This window comes from Micromonospora sp. CPCC 205739 (assembly GCF_036906795.1).
In the GTDB taxonomy this organism is placed as follows: Bacteria; Actinomycetota; Actinomycetes; order Mycobacteriales; family Micromonosporaceae; genus Micromonospora.
Map to the genome: position 1 here is coordinate 188068 of NZ_JBAKHS010000005.1, position 26041 is coordinate 214108.

Here is a 26041-nt window from a genome sequence, read left to right on the forward strand (position 1 = left end):
GGAACGCGATGTTATCGCCTCACGGACCGCCTGCGGCCAGCCCATTGTGATCTTGTTCGTACCTTGTAGGTTGTACGCGATGCCTATGGCCTGTTAGCGGGAGGAGAGGTGGCCGTGACCGACTGGGAGCCGGCTACCGAGGCCGAGACGGCGATGCGCGACGCGCTGCACGCCAACGACCAGGAACTTTACTTCCGCATCCTGGCCGGCACCGAACTTCTCCTGCCGGTCTCCGCGCAGGCGCTGGCCGGCGAGGCGCCGATGGGCTGGGGCACCTGGACCACGGGTGGCCGGACCCACGTGCTGGCCTTCACCTCCGACGCCGCGCTGCGCGCCTGCCTGGGTGCCACCGCGGGCCCCAGCCGCCGCGCCCCGTACACCGAACTCGCCGCCACCTGGCCCAACCACGAGTGGTGGCTGGCGGTCAACCCGGGGCTGCCCGTCGAGGGTTACCTGCCGGCGTGGTTCGTCTCGCAGCTCTCCCGTGGTGACGTGCGCCTGCCCGGTCGCACCATGGGCGCTCGGGCCCGGCTGGAGCAGGTGGAGTCGCTCACCCGTGACCGGGCCGAGGGCACCGGCCCCGCGCCGGCCACCCGGGCGCCGGATCCCGCCACGGACGCGCGGGCGCAGCCGCGCCCGATGCAGCCCCCCACGGCCGCCATCGGCGCGGGTCCGGACGCCTCGACCGCCCGCCCCGGCGTCCCCGGGCCGCCCCCGGCTCGCCCCTCGGCCGCGCCGTACCGGCCCGAATCGCACGTACCCCGCCCGGCCGGCGGCCAGCCGGTCGTGCCGGCCGCCGCTTCGTACCCGGAGGCGGTGCCGGCCGACGGCGGGGCGCGACCCGGCGGCGAGCCGCGGCCACCGGCGGACCCGGTCAACGGCCGACCCGCCGCCGCGCCCCCGTCCGATCGCGACGGCACCGCTCGGCAGGCCGTCCCGCCCTGGATGGCCTCGCCCCGGCGGCGGCTCCTCGGCGAGGGCCTGGGCGCGCGACCCTCCACGGACGGCGGCCCGCCCAACGGGCGCAGCTCGTTCTTCGAGCCGGCCTCCGAACGCGGTGCGGCGGCCCGGGCGTCGCGGGATCCGCTGCGTGCCGGTGAGCGCGCCGCACCGGCACCGCGACCCGGGCTCGGCGGGCAGGCGTTCCCCCGGCGCCGTCCGGCGACCAGCCGGCCGGGGGAGGAGCAGACCAGGGCGTTCCAGTTCGACCGTTCCGAAGGGCCACCGCCCCCGGCGGACCGGCGCGCCGACCCGTTGGCGGAGGAGCCCACCCGGGCGTTCCGGGTGCCGGCACCGGACGCCGAGGCGACCCAGGCGCTGCCGCGACGCCAGCCAGTGCCCGAGCCGCCGTCCGCGCCGTCGTCCGACGAGGAGCAGACCCAGCGCCTGCCCGATCCGTCCGCGCGGTCCGCGCCCCCGGCGGCGGAGGAACTGCCGGTGTCGATCGCCGAGCCGGTCTCCGCGCCGCCGGCACCGCGTCGCGGCTTCACGCCCATCGTCATCGAGGGCACCGTCATCGCGTCCCGGGACCTGCCCGTCACCCCGGAACCGGACCCGGTTCCGCCGGCCACCGTCGGCCCGGACGCCGGTGCCGCCAGGAACGGCACCGGCGGGTTCGCCTCCTCCGGCGCGGCGGGGACGGCCTTCCCCCGGTCGCCCTTCGCCGGACCGTCCACTGCGTCCGCCGACGACCGCACCGAGCCGATCCCGTCCGCCCCGGAACAGCGCGCCGATCCCGTCTTCCCGGCTCCCGAGCAGCGCACCGAGCCGGTCTTCACCGCCTCCGAGCTGCGGACGGAACCCATCCGGGTTGAGCGGGCCGATCCGGTCTTCCCGGCCCCCGAGCAGCGGACCCAGCCGCCCGCGCCGGTGTCCGACGGACCGGCGGCACCGGCCACCCCGGGCGGGGATGGACCCACCGAGCCGTTCGCCGCGGTCCCCGACGACCGCACGGAATCGCTCTTCACGCCCCGGGCCGCTCCCGTCTCACCCGCCTTCGACGGGCGGTCCCAGGCGACGCCCTCGTCTCCCGCCGCACCCGTCTCACCGGCCTTCGGGGGCCGGCCCGAGGCCACGCCATCCGTCTCCGTCTCGCCGGCCTTCGGCGGGCGCGCCGAGGGGATGCCGTCGTCTCCCGCCGCGCCCGGCTCGCCGGCCTTCGGGGGTCGGCCCGAGGCGACGCCCCCCGCCCCCGGCTCGCCGGCCTTCGGCGGCCGGCCCGAGGCCGCGCCGCCCACTGGCGTCTCGTCGGCCACCGGCGGCCGGGTCGAGGCGCCGCCGGCCGCGCACGCCGCGCCGACGTTCGCCGCGCCTCCGGTCGACGACCCCACCCCGCCGAACGGGATCTTCACGGCCGGCGGCGGCGTCACCGCGGCCGAGACGTCGGCCCGGGCGGCCGAGGCGTTCCAGCCCGCCAACTCCGTCGAGGAGGATCTGCTGGACGCCGCCGGCTCCGGCAGCACCGACACCTTCCTCTCGACCCTGCTGCTGGCCCGGGTGCTGCTGCCGGTGGCACCGGACTCGACGCCCGGCAGCCGTCCCGGCGACCCCGGATTCGTCTGGCGTACCGAGGAGCTCGACGGCGAGCCGTACGTGGTGGTGCACACCTCGCCCGAGCGGCTGGCCGACCACTGCCCGGAGCCGGTGGAGACGGTCGAGGTCCGGTTCGTGCAGCTGATCCGCCGCTGGCCGGACGAGGCGTGGTCCTTCGCGGTGAACCCGGGCAGCCCGGTCGGGGCGAAGCTGCCCGGCGAGCAGATCGTCGGCCTGGCCAACTGGGCGGCCGAGGTGGGGCTCGGGGACGAGGTGGAGGCCGAGCCCGAGCCGGTCGCGGCCGAGGAACCGGCCGAGCGGACCCGGTACGCCCCGCAGGTCACCGACCCGACGCGGCCGGTGACCATGCAGAAGGCGGTGGCGCCGAGCCAGCTCGCCTACTACCTGGAGCGTGGGTACGACCGGGTCTCCGGTTTCGTGCACCGGGCCAACGAGCTGGCGCACCTCAACAGCCCGGCCCAGTTGCACGACGCGCTCGGCCTCGGCTACCCGGACTCGCCCTTCGCCCGGGACGCCGACCGGATCTACGTGCTCCGCTGGCCGGCGTACCGGCCCAGCCTCTACCGGATCCCGTACGGCGGGCAGAACGAGGCCGCCATGCGGGCGATGGAGGGCTGGGTCATCGAGCGCCCGCCGTTCCGGGGCAACGGCTTCGCCCCCGGCGACAGCAGCGAGGTGGTGGCCGAGTTCAAGGTGGACAGCGCCCGGCTGCCGCACGGCGCGCAGCTGTGGCGGATCGGCGCGGACGGCACCGAGCGGGTGATCGCCCTCCTCGACAGCGACGCGCTGCTCTGGCGACAGGTGGGTGAGCCGTGATGCGCGACGGTTACGTGGCCCGGTGGCGCGGGCGGGAGTACCAGGCCAGCCCGGACGGCGACGACGTGCGCATCTACCAGCCCGAACCGGGTGACGGCTTCGAGGAGGTACGCCCCGGCCGGCACGTCCGGGTGGTCCCGGCCGCCGAGGTCGAGGACCTGGCGTACGTGCGCACCACCTGCACCTGGCAGGGGCAGCCGTTCGTGGTGCTCGGTGAGCACGACGGCTGGCTGCGGGTGGAGTACACCGGCGGGCGCTGGCCGGTGGCCCGGGCGATGGGCCTGGAAGTGTTCGACTTCGGTGTCTACCAGGGCTGGGCGCCCGCCAACGAGGTGGCCGACCTGCGCGAGCAGCGGGTCTGACGGGTCAGGACTTCGACCAGCGGAGGATCTCGCCGATCACCGTCTCCGGTGCCTCGACGTGCGGGAAGTGTCCCACCCCGTCGAGCAGCCGCCACTCGTATTCAGCGGTGACGTACCGTCCGGAGCCCTGGGCGGTACGCGGCAGCGAGGCGGCGTCCAGCGCCCCGTGCAGTTGCAGGGTCGGGGTCACCAGCGGCTTCTGCATCAGCCGGACGAACCGGTAGCCGTGCAGCCGCAGCACCGATCGGAACGCCCAGCGGTAGCCCTCCAGCGCGCAGAACGCGGCCTGCGGGATCTGGATCGCCTCCCGGCAGCGCCGGGCGTACGCGTCGAACTCCGGTCCCCGGGTCCAGTGCGGTCCGCCCCAGCGGCGCAGCATCTCCTCGACGGCGGCCCCGCCGTCGCGGGTCAGCAGGTGCTCGTAGCGGGGGAGCTGGAACTTCAGGGTGGGCGTGGAGGCGGCGAACTGCCCGCGCGGATCGGCGAAGATGGCGGCCCGCAGGCGCAGCGGGTGCGGCGCGCCGAGCACCACCAGCCGGCGGACCAGGGTCGGGTGGAACGAGGCCGCCGTCCAGCCGATCAGACCGCCCGCGCCGGTGCCGACCACGGTCGCGGACCGTTCCCCGAGCGCCCGGATCAGCCCGGCGACGTCGGCGGCGAGGGTGTAGCCGTCGTACCCCCGGGGTGGCTTGTCGCTGGCGCCGTAGCCGCGCAGGTCGACCGCGACCGCCCGGAAGCCGGCGTCGGCGACCGCCGGCAGCACCTGGTGCCAGGCCCACCAGTACTCGGGGAAGCCGTGCAGGAACAACACCATCGGGCCGGCGCCGGCCTCGACGACGTGGAACCGGCTGCCGTTCGCGCCGACGAAACGGTGCGCCCACGGCCCCTCGGTCAGGACGCAGGACTCGTCGACGGGTCCGCCACGCTGCTCGGTCATGTGCCACAGCCTAGGACCCCGGTGCAGGCTGGCCGTCCCGCCGACCCTGCGGCTGACCGGGACCGTCGGGCCCCGGTCAGCCGACCGGGTCGATTTTCACGATGCGCGCGGCGTCGCCCGGCCCGCAGTCGTGCGCCGGGTCGGCCGGCGCGATGGTGACCCGCACGGTGGTGCCGGCGGCGAAGCTGCCCATCCCGGGGCCGTGCAGGGCGTACTGCCGGCCGTCGTCGGTGACCAGGCCGTAGCAGGGCCCGGGGCCGCCGCGGTTGATCCGCCCGGCGACCACGTTGGTCGGCCGGTTGTCGGTGGGCTTCTTCGGCAGGCCGGTCGGCGGTGGCAGGGTCGGCAGCTCGGTCGCGGAGAGCGGGGTGGGCCGGTCGGCCGGCGGTACCGGGGTGCCGGACGCGATGCCGGGCGGGGTCGGCGGCGGGGACGCCGCCGCGGCGGAGCCGGGTGGGGTGCCGGGGGTCGTCGGATCGTCGTCGGACACGGGGCCTCCGTTCCCGCCGCAGCCGGCGAGGGGGACGAGCAGGGCCAGCGCGAGGGCGGCCGGCAGGACGCCGGTACGTGGTGTCACACCGATGGGACGTGCCGGGATCAGGTGGGGTTCCCTCCCGCCGGGCGCCGCGCTCGGCCGGGCCGGGCCGGCGCCGACGGGGCGGGTAGGCGCACACCGGTCACCGGCCCGGGAAAGGGCGATGCCCGGGCAGGTGACCTGCCCGGGCATCGGTGGAGCGCTGATCAGTGGCTCAGGAGAAGCGGACCTTCAGCGAGGTGCCGTTCTGCTCCAGGACACGGATCTTGGTGCCGGTGGCCGGGAGCTTGACGCCGTGGTTCGGCAGCTCCGCGTACCAGTACTTCTGGGTGTCGTCGAACAGCGGCTGCGCGGCCTGGCCACGGATGTACTGCGGCTGGCTGTTGAGGTGCAGCGTGAACGAGTCGGCCTTCTTCAGGCTGAACGGCGCGTCGTAGACCTGGACGCGGGCCCGCCAGGGATTACCGGTCAGGTTGTAGATCGGCCGCGGGTGCGCGTCGATGATCATGTTACGACCCTCGCCCGGGTGGACGAACGTGTCGTTGTCGGCCCACCGGAGGTTCCAGTAGGAGATCAGCAGACCCTCCTGGTACGCGTAGTGGTCCACGTAGTCCGGGCGGGTGTTCGCGTAGCCGAAGAAGTACGGGCCGGTCTTGAGGTACTGGTCGTACGAGACGTACGACCGGTGGCCGGCGATGTAGTAGTTGTCGAACTTGCGCTTGTAGGTCTCCTCCACCACGGTGAACCCGTTCAGGGTCCAGCCGGTGGCGCCGGCCTCGGCACCGTCGCTGAGCACGGTCTGCCCGTCGGCGGTGACGGTGATCGCGTCACCGTAGAAGCCACCCGAGGAGACACCACCGTCGGTCTGGTAGCGCAGCCGGAACTGCACGACCTTGCCGGCCGCGGCGTCCATCGGGATGTTGACGTCGACCCAGTTGTCGCCGCTGGAGCCGTCCAGGGCGAAGCGCCCGGGCGAGATCTCCTTGAGGGCCTTGCCGTTGGCCGTACCCGGCAGCGTCGCCCAGGTCTGGCCGTTGTCGGTGGACGCCTCGAAGAAGAGGTAGTCGTAGTCCTCTTCGATGTTGTAGCGACCCTTCATCGACAGCGCGGCGCTGGTCTTCCCCGTGAGGTCGATGGTCCGCGTCATCGTGGTGTTCAGGTCGTCGTCGTTGCCAGAGAAGAACTGCTTGGTGCCCTCGAACGGCTTGCCGTTCTGGAAGGTGTACTCCCGCTGCGGCAGCACCACGACGGCGCCCTGGGCCTTGGCGGTGTTGTACTCCTGCGGCCCGAGCTCCAGGGTGCGCTTCTGGCCGGCCACGATCACCTCGTAGTCGAGCCAGCCGAGCTGGAGCTTGTTCCAGGCGCCGAGGTCGCCGCCCCGCTCGCCGATGCCACCGTCGTTCTTGGCGCCGAGCCGGCTCTGGGCCATCAGGGTCCAGTGCTCGTTGTTGTTGTCCCCACCACTGGTGACGTTGTAGTCGTCCGGCAGACCGAGGTCGTGGCCGTACTCGTGGTAGAAGACGCTCCGGCCGCCGTTCTCCGGCTGGATGGTGTAGTCACCGATCCACACGCCCGTGTTGCCGATCTGGGTACCGCCGGCCGGGAAGTTGTCCGGGCCGGTGTTGCCCTGGTCGGAGGCGAAGGCGTACCAGCGGTGGCTCCAGATGGCGTCCTCACCCTGGTGCGGGTCACCGTCGGCCTCGTCACCGCCGGAGTGGACGATCTGGAAGTGGTCGATGTAGCCGTCCGACTCGTTGAAGTTGCCGTCGGCGTCGAAGTCGTAGCGGTCCCACTGGTCCATCGCCTTGACGTCGGCGGCGATCTCCTCGTCGGAGCGCCCCTGCGCCTTCTGGTCGGCGACCCACTTGTTGGCGGCGTCGCGGACCAGGGCCCAGGTGTTGGTGCAGACGTTCGAGCCACACGGGTAGCCACCCGAGCGGCCGTACCGGGCCTCGTTGTACTGCACCTTGACCCAGTCGGTGACCTTGCCCTCGACGCTGTAGCGACCCGAGGACTGGGCCTCGTAGTACTGCTTCAGCGACTCGTCGCCCTGACCCGTCCCGAAGTAGAGCTTGCGGAAGTAGTCAGCGCTGTAGTCGGCCTGCCAGACGGTGGAGTTGTCCACCGCCCGGTTGGGGGCCGGAATCTCGTTGTGCAGCGGCCCGTCGAACCGGGTCGGACCGGGGGTGTTCGGGTTGGTGTCCTGGTCCGGGTAGCTCGGGTGCCGATCGTTGCCGAACTCCGCGAGGATCACGAAGATTCGGTCGGTCTGCTTGCGGGAGAGCTCGACGTACTGGTCCTGGGTCGGGGTGGAAGCCCCGAACGTCCGGGCGCTACGCCCCTCGGCCTGGGTCTTGCCCACCTTGACGACCGTGCTGCCGTTGATCTTCTGCGCCTTGGCCTTGCCGGAAAGGACCTCGCTCAGGCCCTCCTGGCGCAACGCCCGCCGCTTGTCCTCGAGCGGGTTGGGCAGATCGTGGTCGACATGGGCGGGCTCGGCGACCGACGGGGCGGCCGCCGGCAGCTTCGGCGTCGGCGCGGCGCTGGCGGACGTGCCCGTCACCAGACCTGTCGCCGTCAGCGAAAGCCCGAGCAGACCCACTGCGACTTTGCGCACGTGGTACCTCCGGTGTGAGGGAACCGGCCCAACGGGGGTACGGGCCGGTGAAGACGTCCCACTAGTGGGACTGAAGGTGAACATAGACACTGCCGGGACGGCTGTGAAGATGCGTACGTCGATTTGTTGCAAGATTTTGTTGGCAATGCTTTTCACCGTCACACCCGAGCGGTTCATTAATGCGGATGAGCAGGGCGCATCCACGAGCGCCACGCCATAGTGACAGATTTCGATCAGATTGCGGCGGGGCACAAAACAGTGGGGCCGGTGGCGTCACCGCCACCGGCCCCACTGTTAACAAATTGGTCAGTTGCTGACCTTCACCACCATGTCGTCGGTGGGGTTGGTGCCCTGCTTCAGGATCTCGATCTTGGTGCCGGTGCCGGCCACCTTCACCGAGTTCCACGGGTTGCTGCTGTTCCAGTACTTGTTCGGCCCGCTGTCGGTGAAGAGCGGGTTCGCCTCGAGCGCCGGGACCGTGACCGGAACACCGTTGCGGTGGAAGGTCTGGGCCGGCTTGGCGTACCGGCTGAAGGTCGCGTCGTAGCCGTTGCGGCGGTTGCTGATGGTGCCCACGCCGTCGACCTTGATGTGACCCGGACGGACGTCCACCGGGAGGTTCAGACCGTAGCCCGGGTGCTGCGAGGTGTTGTTGTCGCCGTACGCGTAGTTCACGTACCAGACCAGCATGCCCTGGTGGTTGGAGAAGCGCTCCACCCAGTTCGGGCGGGTGTTGGCGAACCCGAAGTTGTACCCACCGGTCCGCAGCGTGTCGTCGTACCCGACGTAGGTACGGTTCTCCGCGATGTAGAAGCGGGGATAGGTGTCGGTCACCGAGCCGGTCATCCGGGTGAAGCCCTTGGCGGTCCACGCCGCGTCCAGCGTCTCCGCGTCGTCGGTCCAGGCGGCGGAGCCGTTCTTGACCAGCGACACGTTGTCCAGGAACGCGCCGGCGAGGTGCACGCCGCCGTCGGTCTGGTAGCGGTAGCGGAACTGCACGGTCTGCCCGGCGTACGCGGACAGGTCGTAGCTCAGGTCGACCCAGTTGCCGCTGGTGGAGCCGTCGACGCCGGTCTCACCGGAGTCGATCGACGAGTTGCTCAGCGGGGCCCAGGTGGCGCCACCGTTGGTGGACACCTCGGCGTAGAGGTAGTCGTAGTCCTCTTCGATGTCGTACCAGGCCTTCGCGGTGATCGACGCGGACGTCGCACCGGTCAGGTCCAGCTGACGGGTCAGCGTGGTGTTCAGGTCGTCCGCGCTGCCGCCCCACCACTCGTACGAGCCCCCGAACGGGGTGTTGTACGAGGTGGTCTGGGTCTGCGAGGGCAGGTTGACCACGACCGCCTGGGCCTTCGGCCCGTCGCTGTCGCCGGCCGGCCCGAGCGTCACCTGGGTGCTGCCCTTGCCGTACTCCACCGTCGAGTAGTTCAACCAGCCGAGGAAGAGCTTCGAGTACGGGTCCATGTAACCCGGGGTGGAACCGATGTCGTCCTTGCCGTGGCTGAGCCACGACCCGGACGCCATCAGGCTCCAGAAACCGACGCCGTTGTCGCCGCCGGCGGTGTCGTAGTAGTCCGGCAGACCGAGGTCGTGGCCGTACTCGTGGGCGAACACGCCCAGACCGCCGTTCTCCGGCTCCGTGGTGTAGTCCCGGATCCACATGCCGGTGTCGCCGATCTGCACGCCACCGGAGAGGTTGCCCGCCGGACCCGCGGAACCCGCGAGGTTCGGGAAGGCGGCCCACCGGTGCGACCAGATGGCGTCCTCGCCCTCGGCGCCGCCGCCGGCCTCCTCGCCCTCACCGGCGTGCACCGCCTGGAAGTGGTCGATGTAGCCGTCGGCCTCGTTGAAGTCGCCGTCGCCGTCGAAGTCGTACCGGTCCCAGATGTCGAACTGGGCCAGGTACTGCTTGATCTGGGCCGGGGTCTTGCCCGCCGCGATCTGGGCGTCGTACCAGGAGGTGGCGCTGTCCTTGACGAAGTTCCAGTACCCGTCGGCCTCGGAGATGGCGTTGCTGCCGTACCGGGCCTCGTTGTAGGGCACCTTCACCCAGTCGCTCACGTCACCGTTGACGGTGTAGCGCCCGCCGGACTGCTGGAAGTAGAAGTCCCGCATCGACTCGCCAGGACCGAACATCATGTCCTGGAAGTGGGCCCGGTTGAAGTCGGACCGCCACAGCGTGCTGTTGTCGTCGGTGGCGCCGCCGTCCCAGTTGCGGTCCGGCTGGGGGATCTGGTTATGGAGCGGGCCGGCAGCGCCACCGGTCCGGGGATCCGTCTTGTCGCCGAACTCGACCAGCATCGTGAAGATCGGGTCCGTCTTCGGCGCCTGCTGGTACTCGACGAACAGGTCGTCCTTGACCTGGATGACCTTCGAGCCGTTGCGCGTCTGAAGCTTGGCCTTACCGGAGAGCAGGTCGGCGATGGCCTGCTTCTTGAGCTCCCGCTGCTGATCCGCCTTCGGATCCGGGAGGTTGTCCTTGCCGTGCTTCGCCTTGTCGGCGCCGGGGGCGGGCTCCGCCGCCGGGGCGGCGGACGCCGGCGCCGTGACCACACCGGCCGCCAGCAGCGCGGCTGCGGCCGAAGCCAGACCGGCTGTGACTCGTCTCCTCAAAGGTCCTCCTCCTTTGTGGATCTGTTACATGACGGGGACAACCATGGCCGTCTCTGTCATGTCATGCGTCACTCACCATGACAGAGGTTCACACAATTGTCACGGGGCAATTACCGCGAGAAGCCCCCATCATCACGGGGCAAAACGCCACCAAAGCACCCGCCGATCGGCCGCCGATTCACGTTACGGTTTGGCCACGATCACTTACAGTGACGGCGATTATGGAGTCCCCAACATGGAGCGCTGGCGTTCACGAAAATGTCACACCGCGCGGCCGGAGGCGCAGGAGGGCGTAAGAGAGCGGGGCCCGTCCGGAGCAGTGTGCTCCGGGCGGGCCCCGCCGTGTGTCCCCTCAGACGAATCGGGACGATCAGTTAGCCGGGGTCACGTGGACCGTGGCGTACGAGTTGTCCTTCGCCGTCTGCTTGATGGTGATGGTGACGCCGTAGGCGGCACCCTGGTCACCCGGGTTGCCCGAGCCCAGCACGGTGAACCCGAGGTTCGTGCCGTACAGGCCGGTGGCCGGGCTGCCGTCCGGGTTGGTGACCCGGGTGGTGTAGGCCGCGTTGCCCTTCGACGGGATCACCACGGAGGCGTCGTTGTCCCGGGCGAAGAGCGAGCTACCCCGCACCTCGATGCCCGGGTACCAGCCCTTGGCGTCGGTGAAGCCCGGCACCGCCGGCTGGGCACCGAAGGTGGTGCAGTACTCGCTGTACGGCTCGTTCGCCGCCTCCAGGCACTCCTTGAAGCCGTACGTGGGCTTCAGCGAGAAGGCCGCGTTGGCGGACTGCGGACGGCTGGGCAGGTTGTCCAGCGTCGACGGGTCCTTGACGGCCGCCGCACCCTGGCGGCGGTACGGGTCGAAGTGCGAGTCGACGATCAGCAGGCCACCCTTGGCGCCGTAGCTGGGCAGCGCGGTCATCTGCGCGGTGACGTGGTTGACGTCGCCCAGCGCGGTGTCCCGGTACCAGACCAGCATGCCCGGCGCGTTGTAGGAGAGCTTGTCGACCTTCCAGGCGTCGCGCGAGTACACCGTGTCGTACGCGTACTTCAGGCCGTTGTCGAAGCCGTCGAAGTTGCGCCACTCGGCCAGGTAGTAGTGCGCCTGGTTGGTGGTGCCGCCGTCGATCCGCCAGCCCGGGCCGGTGGTGTCGACGAAGGTGCCGCCGGTCTGGGTCCAGCCGTTGGCTCCGCCCTCGACGTTGTCGCTCCAGGTGGTGGCGCCACCGCCGGTCACCGAGAAGTCGTCGGCGAACCAGCCGCGCTCCAGGAACGCCTCGTCGGTCGCCTGGCGCAGCCGCAGCTGCACCGTCTTCCCGGCGTACGCCGACAGGTCGACGTAGTCGTGACGCCAGCCGTGGGAGTCACCCGTCAGGCCGTACTTCTTGTTGCCGAAGTCCACCATCCGGCCGTTCGGGTCGGCGTAGCCGTCGTTGGTGCTGACCAGCTTGCCGGTCGAGTCGTAGACCTTCTGCTCGGCCCAGGTCGTCCCACCGTCGGTGGAGACCTCGACGAAGCCGTAGTCCCAGTCCTCCTCGATGACGTAGTTGTTCCACATCCAGAACTTCGCGTCGGCCGCCGCCGGCACCGCCACCGAGCGGGTCAGCTTGACGTCGGCCCAGTCCTGGTCGGCGCCGGTGTACCACATGTTCGCGCCGCTGTGCGGCGTGGCCAGCGTGATCACCTTGTTCGGCAGGTTGATCTTGATGCCGTCCTTGGTGCCGACCGGGGTCCGCGAGGTCTGGCCCAGCTGCACGTCACGCGGTGTGGCACCCGGGTTGACGTTCAGCGGGTCCGCCCAGCCGAGCACCCACTTGTCCCACAGGCCCATGTGCGTCGGCAGCGCCTGGAAGATCTCACCCGAGTGCGACCCGGAGGCCATCAGGTCCCAGAAGTCGACGTCCGAGTCGGCGTTGCCGGAGGTGTCGTAGAGGTCCGGCAGGCCCAGGTCGTGACCGAACTCGTGGGCGAAGACACCGACACCGGCGTCCTCGGGCTGCACGATGTAGTTCGAGACCTGCAGGTCGGTGCCCGGGATCCGGTAGCCGCCCGGAACCGACGAGGAGTGCGCCCAGACCGCGTACACGCCCTCGGCGCCGCCGCCGCGGGACTTGCCCTGGCCGGCGTGCACCAGTACCAGGTGGTCGATCACGCCGTCCGGCTCGAAGACGTTGCCGTCACCGTCACGGTCGCCCTGGTCCTCGATGTCGTAGTCGGCCCACGGGAAGTCCGGGTCCATCTTCGCGAGCGTGGCGACCGCGTCGGTGGCGAGCCGGCCCGCGCCCTGCGGGTTGTCCGGGTGGCCGTTCATCGACTGCTGACGCCCGGCGACCCAGTTGCCGTTCTCGTCCTGGAAGCAGCGCGAGGCCGCGTACCAGCCCTCGGAGTGCGGCACGGTGATCCACGGGCTGGCCTGCCCGTCCACCGTGTACGCGCCCTTGGACATCTCCAGGTACATGTTGTGCATGGTGCGGCCGGCGAGGTCGACGCCCGGCTTGCCGTCCGGCCCGGTCAGGTCCTTGCGGACCCGCTCGGTGATGCCCTCCTTGGTGTAGAGCATCTTGTTGAAGTGCTCCGGGGAGAAGTCCGGGACCCACATCGAGTTGTTGTCCTCGTGCGGGAGGGCGGCCGGGTCGGGGATGTTGTTGTGCTTCGGTCCGTTCTGCACGGTGCCGAGGACACAGCTCCGGTCCTCGAAGACCGACTTGGGGACCATGACGTCGGTGAAGTCGTCGTTCGCCTGGTCGTTGAACTCCACCAGCAGGGTCAACAGCTTGGCGGTCTGGGTGCCCTTGGCCTGCTTGATCTGCCGCGGATTCTTACCCGTCTTGATCGCCTCGGCCTCGGTCTTCGCCAGCTGCTTCGCCGTGACGGGGTTACCGCGAGCGAACTTGCGGTCGTACGTCCGCGCCTCCTCGACCGCCGGGGCGTGGATGCCACCCTTGCCCTTGACCTCGCGGCCGTCGCTGTCCGGCTGGACAGCCGGCTCGGAGTAGTTGATGTAGAACTCGTCGGCCCCGATCGTGGCCCGGGCGGGACCGGACGTCTGGGCGGCCGCGCTGCCGGTCACGGTCAGTGACGTGGCAGCGAGGGCGATGGCGGGCAGCGCGACGAGTAGGCGTCGGCGCGACCCGGATTGCGGAAATGTGTTCATGCCGCTCCGTTTCTCGGGCATGGGGAGGGAGGTGCCGGTCGGCGCGCTTCATCGATGCGATGTCCATCGAACCGACCTGACCTGCGTGAAACTAAATGAGAAAGAGAATGAACGACAGGGGTCAGTCGTCTGCTGTGGCCGTTCAGCTTTCCGACCTCATCCGACCGACCGATGTGACGCCGGTCGGCACCGTCGGCGCGTACTCGTCAGAAACGACGGTGGGTGACGGTCCGCGCGGACCGTCACCCACCGATCGAAGTACGTTTCTGATCAGTCCTCGTCGGACTTGCCGCCACCCATCCCGGAGGAGATCAACTCCATCACCGAGGAGTCCTGGAGCGTGGTGACGTCACCCAGCGAGCGGTGCTCCGCCACGTCCCGCAGCAGCCGGCGCATGATCTTGCCGGAGCGGGTCTTCGGCAGCTCCGGCACCAGCATGATCTGCCGGGGCTTGGCGATCGGGCCGAGCGTCTTCGCCACGTGGTTGCGCAGCTCGGTGATCAGCTTCTCGCCCGCCTCGCCCGCCGTGTCCGCGGTGCCGCGCGGGATGGCGAACGCGACGATCGCCTGGCCGGTGGTCGGGTCGGTGGCGCCGACGACCGCCGCCTCGGCCACCGACGGGTGCGACACCAGCGCCGACTCCACCTCGGTGGTGGAGATGTTGTGCCCGGACACCAGCATCACGTCGTCGACCCGGCCGAGCAGCCAGATGTGCCCGTCGTCGTCCTTCTTCGCCCCGTCACCGGCGAAGTACATCCCCTCGAACCGCGACCAGTACGTCTCGATGAAGCGGTTGTCGTCGCCCCAGATGGTGCGCAGCATCGACGGCCACGGCTCGCGCAGCACCAGGTAGCCACCGCCGCCGTTCGGCACCGACCTGCCCTGGTCGTCGACCACGTCGGCGCTGATGCCCGGCAGCGGGGTCATCGCGGAGCCCGGCTTGGCCTCGGTGACGCCGGGGAGCGGCGAGATCATGATCGCGCCGGTCTCGGTCTGCCACCAGGTGTCCACGATGGGCAGCTCACCCCGGCCGACGTGCTGCCTGTACCACATCCAGGCCTCGGGGTTGATCGGCTCACCGACGCTGCCGAGCAGGCGCAGCGAGGACAGATCGAAGCCGGCCGGGATGTCCTCGCCCCACTTCATCATGGTGCGGATCAGCGTCGGCGCGGTGTAGAGGATGGTGACGCCGTACTTGTCGACGATCTCCCAGAACCGGCCCTTGTGCGGGGTGTCCGGGGTGCCCTCGTACATCACCTGCGTGGCGCCGTTGGCCAGCGGACCGTACACGATGTAGGAGTGCCCGGTGACCCAGCCGATGTCGGCGGTGCACCAGTAGACGTCCGTCTCCGGCTTCAGGTCGAACACGGCGTGCGCCGTCCAGGCCGTCTGGGTCAGGTAGCCGCCGGTGGTGTGCAGGATGCCCTTCGGCCGGGCCGTGGTGCCGCTGGTGTAGAGGATGAAGAGCGGGTGCTCGGCGTCGAACGCCTGCGCGGTGTGCTCGGCCGAGGCGGTCTCCACCGTCTCGTGCCACCAGTGGTCCTTCGCCGACCAGGCGACGTCCTCGCCGGTGCGGCGGACCACCAGCACGTGCTCGATCGACGGGCAGTTCGCCACCGCCTCGTCCACAATCGGCTTCAGCGCCGACGGCTTGCCCCGCCGGTAGCCGCCGTCAGCGGTGATCACCACCTTGGCGCTGGCGTCCTGGATCCGGTTGGTCAGCGCGTCGGCCGAGAAGCCGCCGAAGACCACGCTGTGCGTGGCGCCGATCCGGGCGCAGGCCAGCATCGCCACCGCGGCCTCCGGGACCATCGGCATGTAGATCGCCACCCGGTCGCCGGCGGTCACGCCCAGCTCGGTCAGCGCGTTCGCCGCCTGGCAGGTCAGCCTGTGCAGATCCGCGTAGGTCAGGGTGCGGGTGTCACCCGGCTCGCCCTCCCAGTGGATCGCCACCTTGTCGCCGCGACCGGCCTCCACGTGCCGGTCCAGGCAGTTGTACGCCACGTTGAGCCGGCCGCCGACGAACCACTTCGCGAACGGCGGGTTCGACCAGTCGAGCACCTGGTCCCACTGCTTCGTCCAGGCCAGCCGCCCGGCCTGGCGCTCCCAGAAGGCCAGCCGGTCCTCGGCGGCCTCCGCGTACGCGTCGGCGGTGACGTTGGCCTCCGCAGCGAGTGCGGCCGGCGGCGGGAACTGGCGCGTCTCGTTCAGCAGGTTGGCCAATGCCTCGCTCATGCGGTGACTCCTTCTACGGGTGACCTGCGTCGCCTACCCGGCTGAGGGTAATCGCGGGGCGGTGCGCACGCGACAGCCCGGCGGCCGCTCGCGCGCCCAGCGGCCCCCACCGCGCGCCCGACGGCCCGCCCGCCCCGCGCCCGGGCCGGTTGCCGCCGCCCCGGTTTGCGGCGGGTCGGGGTGTCCGGACGACTCGTCACCCCGACATGCCGCAAACCGGGGTCGATCAGCGAGGCCGGATGCGACCGGCGCGGGTGGCCCGGGTCGCCCTGTCGGCGGGTGGCGGCCGGCCGGACCGGGCGGGTCGCTAGCGTGACAGCGTGACCACCGATCCGCTCGCCCCGCTGCTCGCGCTCGCCGACATCGCACCCGCCGTCGAGCGGGCCCGCGAGCGGGTCGACGAGGCGATGCGGCACCGCGCGCTGCGCCGGCACGGCGGCCAGGTCGCGGCCGAGGTCAGCCTCCGGTCCGCGGTGGCCAGCGCGGCCCTGGAGGGGTACGCCCACGAGCGCGAAAGCGTTCGCGCCGGCACCGTCACCGAGCCGGTGCTCCAGGGCGCGCTACGGGTGGCCGGGGCGCTGCCCGGGCTGACCGAGCTCTGGCCGAAGGCGCCCCGGCAGGCGCTGGCCAAGCTGCACGTGCTCGCCGCCCGCAACGTGGTGAGCGAGGACGAACTGGGCCGCCCGGTGGCCGACCCGGTGGTGGGCGCGCGGCTGGACGGCCTCGCCGGGCTGATCGCCGGCGGCACCAAGGTCCCGCCGCTGGTGCTGGCCGCCGTCGTGCACGGCGAACTGCTGAACCTGCGCCCGTTCGCCGGCCCGTCCGGCGTGGTGGCCCGCGCGGCCGCCCGGCTGGTGCTGATGTCCAGCGGCTTCGACCCGCGCGGGCTGGTCGCCGTCGACGTCGGTCACCGGGAGCGGGAGCCGGAGTACGTCGGCTCGGCCGGCGCGTTCGCCACCGGCACCCCCGACGGGCTGCGCTCCTGGCTGCGGCACTACATGTCGGCCGTCGAGGTCGGTGCCGAGCAGCTCCCCGTCATCGGCGACGAGGTCCTCGCCGCCTCCTGACCTCGCTGCCTCCTGGCGTCGAGGCCTTCTGGCTTCGTCGCCTTCTGGCTTTGTCAGCCGGAGGGGGTCTGGTCAGGCGGCCGGGGTGACCTTGGCGCGGCGGTGTCGGCCGTACCAGGCGATGCCGATGGCCACCCCCACGCCGACACCGAGCGCCGCCGCGGCCACCGGCACGGCCGGGCGCTCCCGCAGCCGGCGGCCCAGCGGGATCGGGTGCCGGAACTCCAGCACCGGCCAGCCGTTCTCCACCGCGAGCTTGCGCAGCGCCCGGTCCGGGTTGACCACGCTGGGGTGCCCGACGCACTCCAGCAGCGGCCGGTCGCTGTACGAGTCGGAGTAGGCGTACGAGTCGGCCAGGTCGTACCCGCGGGCGGTCGCCAGCTCGCCGACCGCGTCGACCTTGCTCGGGCCGGCGGCGTAGAACTCCACCTCGCCGCTGTAGCGCCCGCCCTCGACCGTCATCCGGGTGGCGATCACGTCGGTCACGCCCAGCAGCGCCCCGATCGGGCGGACCATCTCCTCGCCGGAGGCGGAGACCAGCACGACGTCCCGGCCGGCGGCCTGGTGCTCCTCGATGAGGGCGGCGGCCTCGGCGTACACGTAGGGGTTGATCAGTTCGTGCAGTGTCTCCGCGACGATCTGGCGGACCTGTTCCACCTGCCAGCCCTTGCAGAGAGTGGCGAGATAGTCCCGGGTTCGGGCCATGGTCTGCTCGTCGGTGCCGCCCAGCCGGAACATCAGCTGCGCGTACGCCGACTTGACCACGTCACGCCGAGTGATCAGCCCGTCCCGGTAGAACGGCCGACCGAACGCCAGGGCGCTCGACTTGGCGATGACGGTCTTGTCCAGATCGAAGAAAGCGGCACTTCGGCCCACGGCGCGAAAGTCTAGCCCGATGGTCTAAGGTCGGCGGGTGCCCGGGGTCACCAGCCCCTCCGACCTGCGGGTAAGCCGTTGCAACCCCTGCTTTACGTGACGGCGATCACACGCTGTGGTCACATTTTCGCACTGAGTGGGGTCGACACCACTCGACGTGAACACTCTGCTCGGGCATGCTTGTCCTCACGACGAGTATTCATATCTCGGACAACACAACTCGCAGGCCCTCGGCGGTTGCACCCCCCGTGACCGCTGAGTGGGTTCGGCTCAACCCCCCCGGAGCCGAACCTCCCGACGACCCCCGTCTCCCCCCGACGGGGGTCGTCCCTTTCCGGGGTCAGCGCTGCGGCCCAGGTCACAGGTCGTCTCCGTCCCCGTCGAAAGGGCTCTCCGAGGGCATTTCTCCGGCCAGAGGCAGCAGAGAGGCAGCAGAGCTGTCGAGAGCTGCCAGGACGCGGGCGGCGTAGTCGTCCGGGGTGTGCGTATAACGATTGAGCGTCGTGGACGCCTGCTCGTGGCCCATGACCCGCTGCACCAGGTTGATCGGGACGCCGTCAGTGACCAGCCAAGTGGCGTAGGCGTGCCGCAGGTCGTGGAACCGCATCCCGCCGACAGCCTTGGCGGCCACGCAGGCGACAGCCTCCCGCTCTGTGGTGAACTCCGCCGACCACTCGACGCCCTCCCGATCCGGCCAGACCGTCCGGTGCCGATGCGGTCCGGCGTCGACGACCTGGGCCGAGCAGCGCCGCGCGAACCAGCGAGGGCAGCCAGATCCGACGCCCGGAGTTCGACCGCCGCAGTGGCCGTCCCACCCGGTCGCTCGGTGCTGCCCACTTCGTCGCCACCAACCTGGCAGAGCTGTACAAGGAGCTGAAGAACCGCCGGTTCTCGACGGTCATCAAGTGCGTCTATGACCCGAAGGACCGGCGGAAGATCCTGTCGACCGAGCGGCTGACACCGCTGTACCGCCCCGACGGTGCCTGATGCGGGTAGCGACCGCGACTGACCCGGGTCACTCGCTACGGCCCAACGAGGACTGGGTTGCCGCCGCGCAGGGGCTGATCGTCGTCCTGGACGGTGCGACCGCTCGCACGGATACCGGCTGTGCGCACGGGGTGGCTTGGTACGCGGCGAAGCTGGGATCCACCATCACCGGCCTGGCCGTCGAGAATGACCGCAAACTGGGTGACGTGCTGACCGATGCCATCGGGATCACGGCGAGGATGCATCCAGAGTGCGACCTGCGCCATCCCGCTACCCCGTCGGCGACCACCGCGCTGATCCGGCTGACCGAGGACGCGTTGCAGTACCTCGTGCTCGGCGATACGACGGTGGTGGTCGACACCACCGATGGGATCGAGGTCTTCAACGACGACCGGGTCGACACGACGGCCCAGGCCGAGCGAGCCGAGGCCAACCGGTACCCGTTCGGCTCCGCTCAGAAGCAGGCGGCCCTGCTGCGGATGAAGCACGCCGAGTTGGCGTTGCGGAACCAGCCAGGAGGCTTCTGGGTAGCTGCGGCCGACCCGACCGTCGTCACCCACGCGATCACCGGACAGATCCCGCTTACGGCTGTCCGACGGCTGGCCGTGCTGACCGATGGCGCCGCACGCCTGGTCACGATGTTCGACCTGCTCGACTGGCGAGGGGTGCTCGACGTCCTGGACGAGCACGGCCCCACCGAGCTGATCCGACGGGTCCGAGCGATCGAGGCAGCCGACCCGAACGGCACCAAGTGGCCCCGCAACAAAGGCAGCGACGACGCCACGGCGGTCTACGCCAACTGAGGCGGCCGGCGCCAGCGATGCGGGTCTCAGCACCTGCGTGACAGATCAGTATCGGAACGTGGGTGACACGACCGGCTAGACGGTCTTCGTGTCGGTGCTATTGGACGGGGAGTACGGCGTCCATGACTGATCGACGAACTGCACAGGCCTCCCGATCGGCGGATGGGTCTCCCGGATTTCCTTATCCTCGGCGACAAGAGGACTCGGCGAAGTAAGGGCGAGGTGGTACTCCGCCCAGTAGACCGCGCTGGCTACGACGTAGTCCTCGATCGAGTTCGGCTTCAACAGGTAGACATTCGTGTTGCGGGTCGGTCCGATCCTCGCCTGGATGGCGGCCTGTTCGTCGTCCGTGGGGTGTCGCAGATGGATCGGCCCTACACCGGACCAGCAAGAAATCCGCTCGATGTTCATGAAGCAGATGTCGAGCATCCGGAACTCGCTGTCGCCGTAACTATCCTCGATATCCGCAGAGGAAGGGAATCCACGGAACAACGCGTACCCGTGGCCGCCGTACCGATAGCCGATGAGGCTGAAGGACCTGGGATCGGTGAATCCCAGCTTGCCGCGTACAAGGGTCAACGGAAGACCGTCCTTCTGCCCGAGCTCACTCCACCCTATCTGACGTGTCACGCAGGTCCCGAGACCGGACAGCCGGCCGCCGGCGATGTTGACGCTCCTATTTTCCGCAAGTCCTGGGCCGGTGTCAGACGGGATAGTCGGTCCGATGAGCGTAGGTGAGCTGGCTCGGATCGATGCCCCACGCTGTGAGCACCTGGTTGAGCTTCATCTCGTCGTGAGCGTGCGCGGTCCGCACGTCGGCCATGCCGTCACCTGGCCCCACGCACCAGCCGTTGTCGATGTAGCTGGCTTCGAACTCACGGTGGAAGAGGTTGAATCGCTGGTCGGTGGTGGCAGCGGCAGGGGTCTGTAGGGGGTAGATCGCGATCCAGGCGCGGCGGTCGGACCGGGAGGCGGGAACCTCTGCCACGAGTAGTTGCCCGCGCCGGAGCGCGGTGCGCAGTGCCATGGGCCAACTGTCGGTCACGGCGATGATTGAAGCATCGCTGGCTCGCTGACGAGGTGGGTGAAGGCTTCGCGAGCAATTGCTGTTGGCGTCGCGATCGCCGCCGCGGTGCAAGCGATGCCGGTCGGTGCGACCGGAGCTGGCGGGGATGGGTGCTGCTCCGCAGAGTCGCGCGAAGGCGGCTTCGGAGTGCAGCCGGTGGGGGTTGTCGCCGGCGGTGACGAGGAGTTGTCCGGCGGTGTCGACGCCGACGCCGGGCAGCGCGACCAGGCCCGGAGCCACGGCGGTGACGAGAGCGGTCAGGTGACTGTCGAGGTCGTTGATCTCGGCTTGAAGAGCGAGCCAGCGGCGGGCGAGGCTGCGCAGGGCCACCTTCGTGGCGGCTGCCGGATCGGTCGCCGCGCCTGGTCTGAATGCGGCGCAGGCCCGGATGCGGTGTTTGCCGGCCAAGCCGCGGAGGATCTGTCGGACTGCATCGGGCGCGGAGACGACGAGCGCCTCGCTTTGGCCGCCGGCTTGGATGCGGGCCTTCATCGCGCCACGGCGGGCGACGCGCAGAGCCCGGATCATCTCGACTTGGGCGTGGCGAGCCTTGGGAGTGCCGCTGGCGCGACCGGACAACACCGCGGGCTGCCGACTCAGCGTCGATGGCGTCGGTCTTGCCGACGCGGCGGCGGGTGGAGCGATCCGGGCGATCAACCTCCACGACGATCAGGCCGTAGTCAGTCAGGAATCGAAGCAACCCGGCGCCGTAACTGCCGGCGCCTTCCACTCCGACCTTGACGACCCTGCCGAAGGACTCAGCCCAGGTCGCCAGCTGCGCATAGCCGCGCATCGTCGTCGGAGCTTCTGCTGCCCAGCACCCTGCCAGCTTGGTCCAACACCGCCGCGACGTGCACGTCCTTGTGGGTGTCCACTCCGACAGTCACGTCCTGGTCCTCGCTCATCCTGTCTCCCACCTGCTGCATGAACGGCATGACTCGGCCGCTGAGCACGAGGAGAACGCTGGACAGAACGGGGATGAGGGACGAACCCAAGCTCCTAATCAGGTCACCACGCCGGCCCGTGCGCGCCGAGATAGGCGCCCCCCGCCGACCGGGTCGACGGGTCCACATGAGGCCACGGAGCCAGTTCAAAGTCGGGTCAGGCCCGGCCGGCGGGGACGCCGTCACCAGAATCCCCGTGCTCCTATTGATAGTGGCATCACAGGCGGCGTCACAGCCGGTGGAGTTGGCAAAGCTCCGCATCGAATCGATCAAGTATGGCCTCGGGGCAGTGGCTGCCGGTGGTGCGGCTGCGGCATTGTTGCTGGCGATACGTCGGCAGCGACATACCGAACAAGACGCAATTGAGAGGCATATAACGAGCTTTACAACGCGGCGGCCGAACAGCTTGGCCATGCCGAGGCAGCGGTACGTTTGGCGGGCCTTTATGCACTGGAGCGAGTCGCCCAAAACAATCCCGACTAACGTCAGACCGTTGTTGATGTCATCTGCGCCTACCTGCGTATGCCCTATTCTCCACCCGCCGCGGTTAGCTCTGAATCGCAAGTCTCTTCGCTTAATGAACATGCGCCTTCGGACGAAAGTGCGGAAAGAAGCTGTTATCAAGAGTGTGAGGTGCGACGCACTGCCCAGCGCATACTATGTCGCCATCTCGTCGTCTCGGATAAGGGGGACGACGGCGGGGTCGCCCTAAGTGAGACGCAAATCGCAACCATAAGACCGACGGCGTTTCACGCCTTCTGGCCAGGCATTGGCATTGATCTGACCAGCGCAACGCGCAACTACTGGGATCTGAGCCGGGCCCATCTCCGCTATGGGCGGTTTGGGGGCGCAAGATTCATTGGATATACAAATTTCAGTAAGACTACCTTCACTCGTTACGTCGAATTCAGCAATGCTCGCTTCTCCTTGCGCGCCGAATTTCAAGGAGCAACCATCGCCGGTAGCGCCTGGTTCGGCGGGGCTACCTTCGAGGGTGAGGCGAACTTCGCCCAAGCGAGCTTCGGCGATCACATCTGGTTTAGCCATGCCACCTTCAACGACAGGGCCAACTTCAGGAGTGCCAAATTCGCTGGAGACCCGTGGTTCGGTGGACCCGACGCAATCTTTTCAAACGCCGAATTCGACGGGGCAACCTTTATTGGAGCTGCAATCTTCGACCAAGCGGAATTCGCCAGTGGGGCCGAGTTCAGAGGAGCACGGGCGGCCTCACAAGCGGAGAGATCAGATGTGTGGCCGGAGGGGTGGAGGACTGTTCCTTCAAGTGAATCGGCTTGGCTGCTGGTGACCCGAGCGGATCCCGATCGAGAACCCGTCGCCGAACCCAAGGCAACGCGCTGAGCTCTGCTCTGTGTGCTGCAAACCCCTTCCGGCTGAGTGACAACCTGAGTGACGATGGGTACACACAGAGTTGGACGTGCAGGGACGGCACTGGACTTTTCCGCAGCTCACGCTGAGTCGAGTGCCTGGCCAGTGAGCCATGATCGTTCTTTCGGGACGAAGGAGTCGGCTCCACCAGCGAGTTGGCGGCGGAGCTCGACATCCATAGGAGCATCGGGATGGCGGCAGGTGAGGGCGACGCGGGGCTGCTGCCGACTCACTCCAGACCCTGTTCGGGCGCGAGAATGCGGTCCGCCAAATCCGCTGCATCAACTGTGCCATCGGGGTCAACGCTGATCGGAGTAGCTCGACCATCACTATGGATAAGCCAAGCAAGTACCGCCTCAGTTAGCGGCGTGCTGCCGTCGTACCCAGTGTTCCAGTGGGCACGCCATCCACCCCCAGGTATGACGCCCACAACACGCTCTCCACGTTCCAAATGGGAGAAATCCGGCCAGTCGGTGACGGGTCGCAGCGCGCCACGTTGAGGATCCACGACAAGCGCCAGCCCAGTAGCCGGATCCCACGCCTCCACTGGTCGCATGCGTCCGCTCTCGGTCTCCGTCCCGGTAAAGATCGCCGTCCAACCAGTCGCACTGAAATACCGCATTGATCAATTCTCGCACTACTGGTCCCTCCGCAGCCCTCCGCCAGCAGCCGGGCGAGGCTGACGACCTGCGTACCGGACCGTCAGAAGCCACCTTGCCGGCGGCGGTGGATGTAGCCGCCGTCAGCGAGAAGTCAGCGAAAGCATGACAGCGACCCACAACCGCTGGCACAGGAGCACACTGTCCCTGACTCCAACGCCAGTCGTTGCCATCGATCGGCCTGCGGCGACTACATCGAGCCGCCTTTGCAAGGCAGTGTCCGGCGACGCGGCGACGGTGGCTGCCGACCGCAGCCCAGGCAGCGAGGCAGCAAGGAGGCAGCACGAGCCTTGAGGCGGGTCGGTCCGGAACATCAACCGACGATGTCCGGCACCTGCTCGTCGACGTGGGTCACTACCAACCGGCAGCAGGCGACAGCCTGAGACCGCATCCCCCCGACGGGGGTCGTCCCTATTCGGGGTAAGCGTTCCGGACCAGCTCACAGACCCTCCTCGCTCTCGTCCAACGCGCTCTCAGAGGGTGTTGCCCGGTCCGGTGTCAGTAGATCGTCAGCAGGCAGCGTGAAGGCATCCAAGGCGCGCCCCCGCGGCTGCGGAGACGATCGCCCGATGCCGGGGCGGTACGGCGGGGAGCAGCTTGCCGAAGAAGTCCTCTCACCTGATCGTCACCGGCTTGACGTCCCGCGACCGGCCGGCTGCCGGCCTATCGGGTCTCAGGACCTGCGTGACGGAACAGTCTCAAGAGATGGGTGACGCTTCCGGCTAGCCGGGTGGTGACGGCGGCTCGGACGGGCGTCTGCGGGCGCGGGCTGCGTCGGATATGGCGATCCCGGTCAGGACGAGGGTGGCAGCGGCGGCGACCACGAGTGGCGGCAGGGGGAGCATCGCCGGTGTCAGGGCGGCCAGCGCAAGGACGCCGATCGGTCGGGACCGGGACACGCGGCCGAATACCGCGTGCTCGAAGCGGGCGCGCCCGGCCAGGTACAGCGCGGGTCCGCCGAGGATGACGGCGATCCAGGCCGGTGGGGTGTGCCCGAGTGGATGGGCGATGACGAGTTCGGCGCCGACGGCTGCAGCGACCACGCCGACCACCATGGCCAGGTGGGCGTATGACGCCGATCGGGCGAGGCGGACCGGGTCGGCAGAGACGGCAATCGCTTCCGCCAGGACTTGCCCAGCGCGGTATATGTAGATCCGCCACAGCAGCACGGTGGTCGCGATCGACACTGCGAACGCGGCGACCACGTCCGGCGCGAAGCCGCTGCTGCTCAGCGCCAGTCCGGTAACCAGGATCAGCTCGCCGAGCGCGATGATGAAGAACTGCCGGTAGCGCTCGGACAGGTGCTCGCCCGAGATCACAAGGTCTTGGCTGGACGTTCGGCCCGCCCCCGGGGTGGGGAAGCCGATTGTGCCTGCCGTGTGGTCAAGGAGCACCGCGAGTGCCCACAACGCGCCACGCGCCGTGCCGTGCATGAGCGCCCCCGCGATCCACGGCAGCGCCGACAGGCCGTACCAGAACAGCCCGCGCATGCCGTGGCGCTGCAGTTCGTGGCCCCGCAGAACGGTCACGAGGACGAGCCCGCGGCCGAACTGGATGGCGACGTAGGCGCCCGCGAAGATCAGGCCCGTGTCGCCGAATGCCTCGGGCACCGCGGCCGCCATCACCAGGCTGCCGACCATGGTCGCGATGACCAGCGCCTGGAATACCGGTCGTTGCGGGTCCGTCCGGTCGGTTAGCCACGCGGTGCTGGACCAGATCCACCACATGGCCCCCAACAGCACCAGCGTCCGGAAGGCACCGCTCCACCCGAGATCCTCGGCCAGGCCGCGCGAGAGCTGAACGAGCGCGAGGACAAACACCAGGTCGAAGAAGAGTTCCAGGAACGTAGCCCGCTGTGGATCCCCGGCTTTCCGCAGCAGCTCGGCGGTCCTGCTCGTCGTCATCGGCTCGCCCGTTCTGCCAGCTTTGCCCAGTCTATGGCATTCTGTCATGCGGCAGCGGCCGGCCGGAGCGTGCTGGCCCTCATGCGACCGGCCCGCCAAGCGCTACGTATCAGATGGTCGCTGTTGAGGGGTTGGTCGCGACGGCGCGAGCGCCCGCCGACAGCAACGCTGACAGTGACCGTCCCGGAACTGCTCAAGGTCAGGTACGGCGCGGGCGCCGCGAGCAAGGAGGTCAGCACCGTGTACGGGCGGTACGTCGTGCCGCGCCGGACCCGTGCGGAGATCCTCCGTGTCCTCGCGGATGTTCCCGGATTCCTGTGGCGAGGGCAGGTGACCGATCGTGCCGGACGCAAGGGCGTAGCCGTGACCTTCGACGACCGCGAGCACCACGCTCAATCCCTGTTGATCTTCGATCCGAACACGGGCGAGCTGCTCGCCCACGAGCTGCTGACGCTCGCACCCGTTCGCCTCAGCGCGTACCAGTTGGTCCTCGATACCGCCTGGACCGATCGAATCGGCTGATCCGC

General features: G+C 69.5%; 18 protein-coding genes and 1 pseudogene. 6 read left to right on the forward strand and 13 right to left on the reverse strand.

What is annotated here, in order from left to right:
- Positions 1–114: 114 nt before the first annotated feature.
- Positions 115–3369 (forward strand): SseB family protein, encoded by a 3255-nt coding sequence (locus V6U88_RS11225; RefSeq protein WP_334452207.1) that lies wholly within the window; start codon positions 115–117, stop codon positions 3367–3369.
- Positions 3366–3731: a hypothetical protein gene (locus V6U88_RS11230; RefSeq protein WP_334452209.1), complete on the forward strand. Its 366-nt coding sequence runs from the start codon at positions 3366–3368 to the stop codon at positions 3729–3731. The genes V6U88_RS11225 and V6U88_RS11230 overlap by 4 nt, the downstream gene beginning before the upstream one ends.
- A gap of 4 nt (positions 3732–3735) precedes the next feature.
- Here the strand turns inward: V6U88_RS11230 and V6U88_RS11235 are convergent, their stop codons facing one another.
- The 6 genes from V6U88_RS11235 to acs form a co-directional block, all read right to left on the reverse strand.
- Positions 3736–4668: an alpha/beta fold hydrolase gene (locus V6U88_RS11235; protein ID WP_334452211.1), complete on the reverse strand. Its 933-nt coding sequence runs from the start codon at positions 4666–4668 to the stop codon at positions 3736–3738.
- A gap of 76 nt (positions 4669–4744) precedes the next feature.
- A complete protein-coding gene (locus V6U88_RS11240) occupies positions 4745–5158 on the reverse strand; it encodes a hypothetical protein (protein ID WP_334452213.1) in 414 nt (137 codons plus the stop codon).
- Positions 5159–5417: 259 nt separating this feature from the next.
- Entirely contained in the window at positions 5418–7805 is a 2388-nt protein-coding gene (locus V6U88_RS11245) for an immune inhibitor A domain-containing protein (RefSeq protein WP_334452368.1), read from the reverse strand.
- 321 nt (positions 7806–8126) lie between these two features.
- A complete protein-coding gene (locus tag V6U88_RS11250) occupies positions 8127–10433 on the reverse strand; it encodes an immune inhibitor A domain-containing protein (RefSeq protein ID WP_334452215.1) in 2307 nt (768 codons plus the stop codon).
- A 370-nt stretch (positions 10434–10803) separates the two neighbouring features.
- Complete coding sequence (locus V6U88_RS11255) at positions 10804–13587, reverse strand: immune inhibitor A domain-containing protein (RefSeq protein WP_334452217.1); 2784 nt, start codon at positions 13585–13587, stop codon at positions 10804–10806.
- A gap of 270 nt (positions 13588–13857) precedes the next feature.
- Positions 13858–15822 (reverse strand): acetate--CoA ligase, encoded by a 1965-nt coding sequence (gene acs, locus V6U88_RS11260; RefSeq protein WP_334452219.1) that lies wholly within the window; start codon positions 15820–15822, stop codon positions 13858–13860.
- A 320-nt stretch (positions 15823–16142) separates the two neighbouring features.
- Here acs and V6U88_RS11265 point away from each other — a divergent pair, with 320 nt between their 5' ends.
- A complete protein-coding gene (locus V6U88_RS11265) occupies positions 16143–16889 on the forward strand; it encodes an oxidoreductase (RefSeq protein ID WP_334452221.1) in 747 nt (248 codons plus the stop codon).
- Positions 16890–16961: 72 nt separating this feature from the next.
- Here the strand turns inward: V6U88_RS11265 and V6U88_RS11270 are convergent, their stop codons facing one another.
- Together V6U88_RS11270 and V6U88_RS11275 are read right to left on the reverse strand one after the other, a co-directional pair.
- Positions 16962–17765, reverse strand: a complete 804-nt coding sequence (locus V6U88_RS11270) for an HAD family hydrolase (RefSeq protein ID WP_334452223.1) — start codon at positions 17763–17765, stop codon at positions 16962–16964.
- 358 nt (positions 17766–18123) lie between these two features.
- Positions 18124–18396, reverse strand: coding sequence for a tyrosine-type recombinase/integrase (locus V6U88_RS11275; RefSeq protein ID WP_334452225.1), 273 nt, complete (start codon positions 18394–18396; stop codon positions 18124–18126).
- 355 nt (positions 18397–18751) lie between these two features.
- On the opposite strand from V6U88_RS11275, the gene V6U88_RS11280 reads away from it, so the two are divergent.
- Positions 18752–19555, forward strand: coding sequence for a protein phosphatase 2C domain-containing protein (locus tag V6U88_RS11280; RefSeq protein ID WP_334452227.1), 804 nt, complete (start codon positions 18752–18754; stop codon positions 19553–19555).
- 75 nt (positions 19556–19630) lie between these two features.
- Here V6U88_RS11280 and V6U88_RS11285 read toward each other — a convergent pair whose 3' ends face one another.
- From V6U88_RS11285 to V6U88_RS11295, 4 genes and pseudogenes are all read right to left on the reverse strand, one after another.
- Positions 19631–20134 carry a hypothetical protein gene (locus V6U88_RS11285; protein WP_334452229.1) on the reverse strand — a complete coding sequence of 168 codons (504 nt, stop codon included), beginning with the start codon at positions 20132–20134 and terminating at the stop codon, positions 19631–19633.
- Positions 20135–20258: 124 nt separating this feature from the next.
- On the reverse strand, positions 20259–21149 hold the full coding sequence (locus V6U88_RS30250) for a transposase (protein WP_442934616.1): 891 nt from the start codon (positions 21147–21149) through the stop codon (positions 20259–20261).
- 85 nt (positions 21150–21234) lie between these two features.
- Positions 21235–21414, reverse strand: a pseudogene (locus V6U88_RS30255) (IS110 family transposase); the annotation flags it as partial.
- The gene (locus V6U88_RS11295) at positions 21380–21526 is read right to left on the reverse strand and encodes a hypothetical protein (RefSeq protein WP_334452231.1); all 147 of its coding nucleotides are present in this window, start codon (positions 21524–21526) and stop codon (positions 21380–21382) included. The gene V6U88_RS11295 and the pseudogene V6U88_RS30255, both read right to left, overlap by 35 nt.
- Before the next feature lie 672 nt (positions 21527–22198).
- Here V6U88_RS11295 and V6U88_RS11300 point away from each other — a divergent pair.
- Positions 22199–22924, forward strand: coding sequence for a pentapeptide repeat-containing protein (locus V6U88_RS11300; protein WP_334452233.1), 726 nt, complete (start codon positions 22199–22201; stop codon positions 22922–22924).
- 1408 nt (positions 22925–24332) lie between these two features.
- Here the strand turns inward: V6U88_RS11300 and V6U88_RS11305 are convergent.
- Positions 24333–25514: a low temperature requirement protein A gene (locus V6U88_RS11305; RefSeq protein WP_334452235.1), complete on the reverse strand. Its 1182-nt coding sequence runs from the start codon at positions 25512–25514 to the stop codon at positions 24333–24335.
- A 174-nt stretch (positions 25515–25688) separates the two neighbouring features.
- On the opposite strand from V6U88_RS11305, the gene V6U88_RS11310 reads away from it, so the two are divergent.
- Positions 25689–26036 (forward strand): hypothetical protein, encoded by a 348-nt coding sequence (locus V6U88_RS11310; RefSeq protein ID WP_334452237.1) that lies wholly within the window; start codon positions 25689–25691, stop codon positions 26034–26036.
- Positions 26037–26041: the final 5 nt, after the last annotated feature.

Excerpts from the sequence above, each read along its gene's own strand:
- V6U88_RS30250 (WP_442934616.1), bottom strand. The coding sequence starts at position 21,149 with ATGATCCGGGCTCTGCGCGTCGCCCGCCGTGGCGCGATGAAGGCCCGC.
- V6U88_RS11235 (WP_334452211.1), bottom strand. The coding sequence starts at position 4,668 with ATGACCGAGCAGCGTGGCGGACCCGTCGACGAGTCCTGCGTCCTGACC.
- V6U88_RS11280 (WP_334452227.1), top strand. The coding sequence starts at position 18,752 with ATGCGGGTAGCGACCGCGACTGACCCGGGTCACTCGCTACGGCCCAAC.
- V6U88_RS11305 (WP_334452235.1), bottom strand. The coding sequence starts at position 25,514 with ATGACGACGAGCAGGACCGCCGAGCTGCTGCGGAAAGCCGGGGATCCA.
- acs (WP_334452219.1), bottom strand. The coding sequence starts at position 15,822 with ATGAGCGAGGCATTGGCCAACCTGCTGAACGAGACGCGCCAGTTCCCG.
- V6U88_RS11255 (WP_334452217.1), bottom strand. The coding sequence starts at position 13,587 with ATGAACACATTTCCGCAATCCGGGTCGCGCCGACGCCTACTCGTCGCG.
- V6U88_RS11295 (WP_334452231.1), bottom strand. The coding sequence starts at position 21,526 with ATGAGCGAGGACCAGGACGTGACTGTCGGAGTGGACACCCACAAGGAC.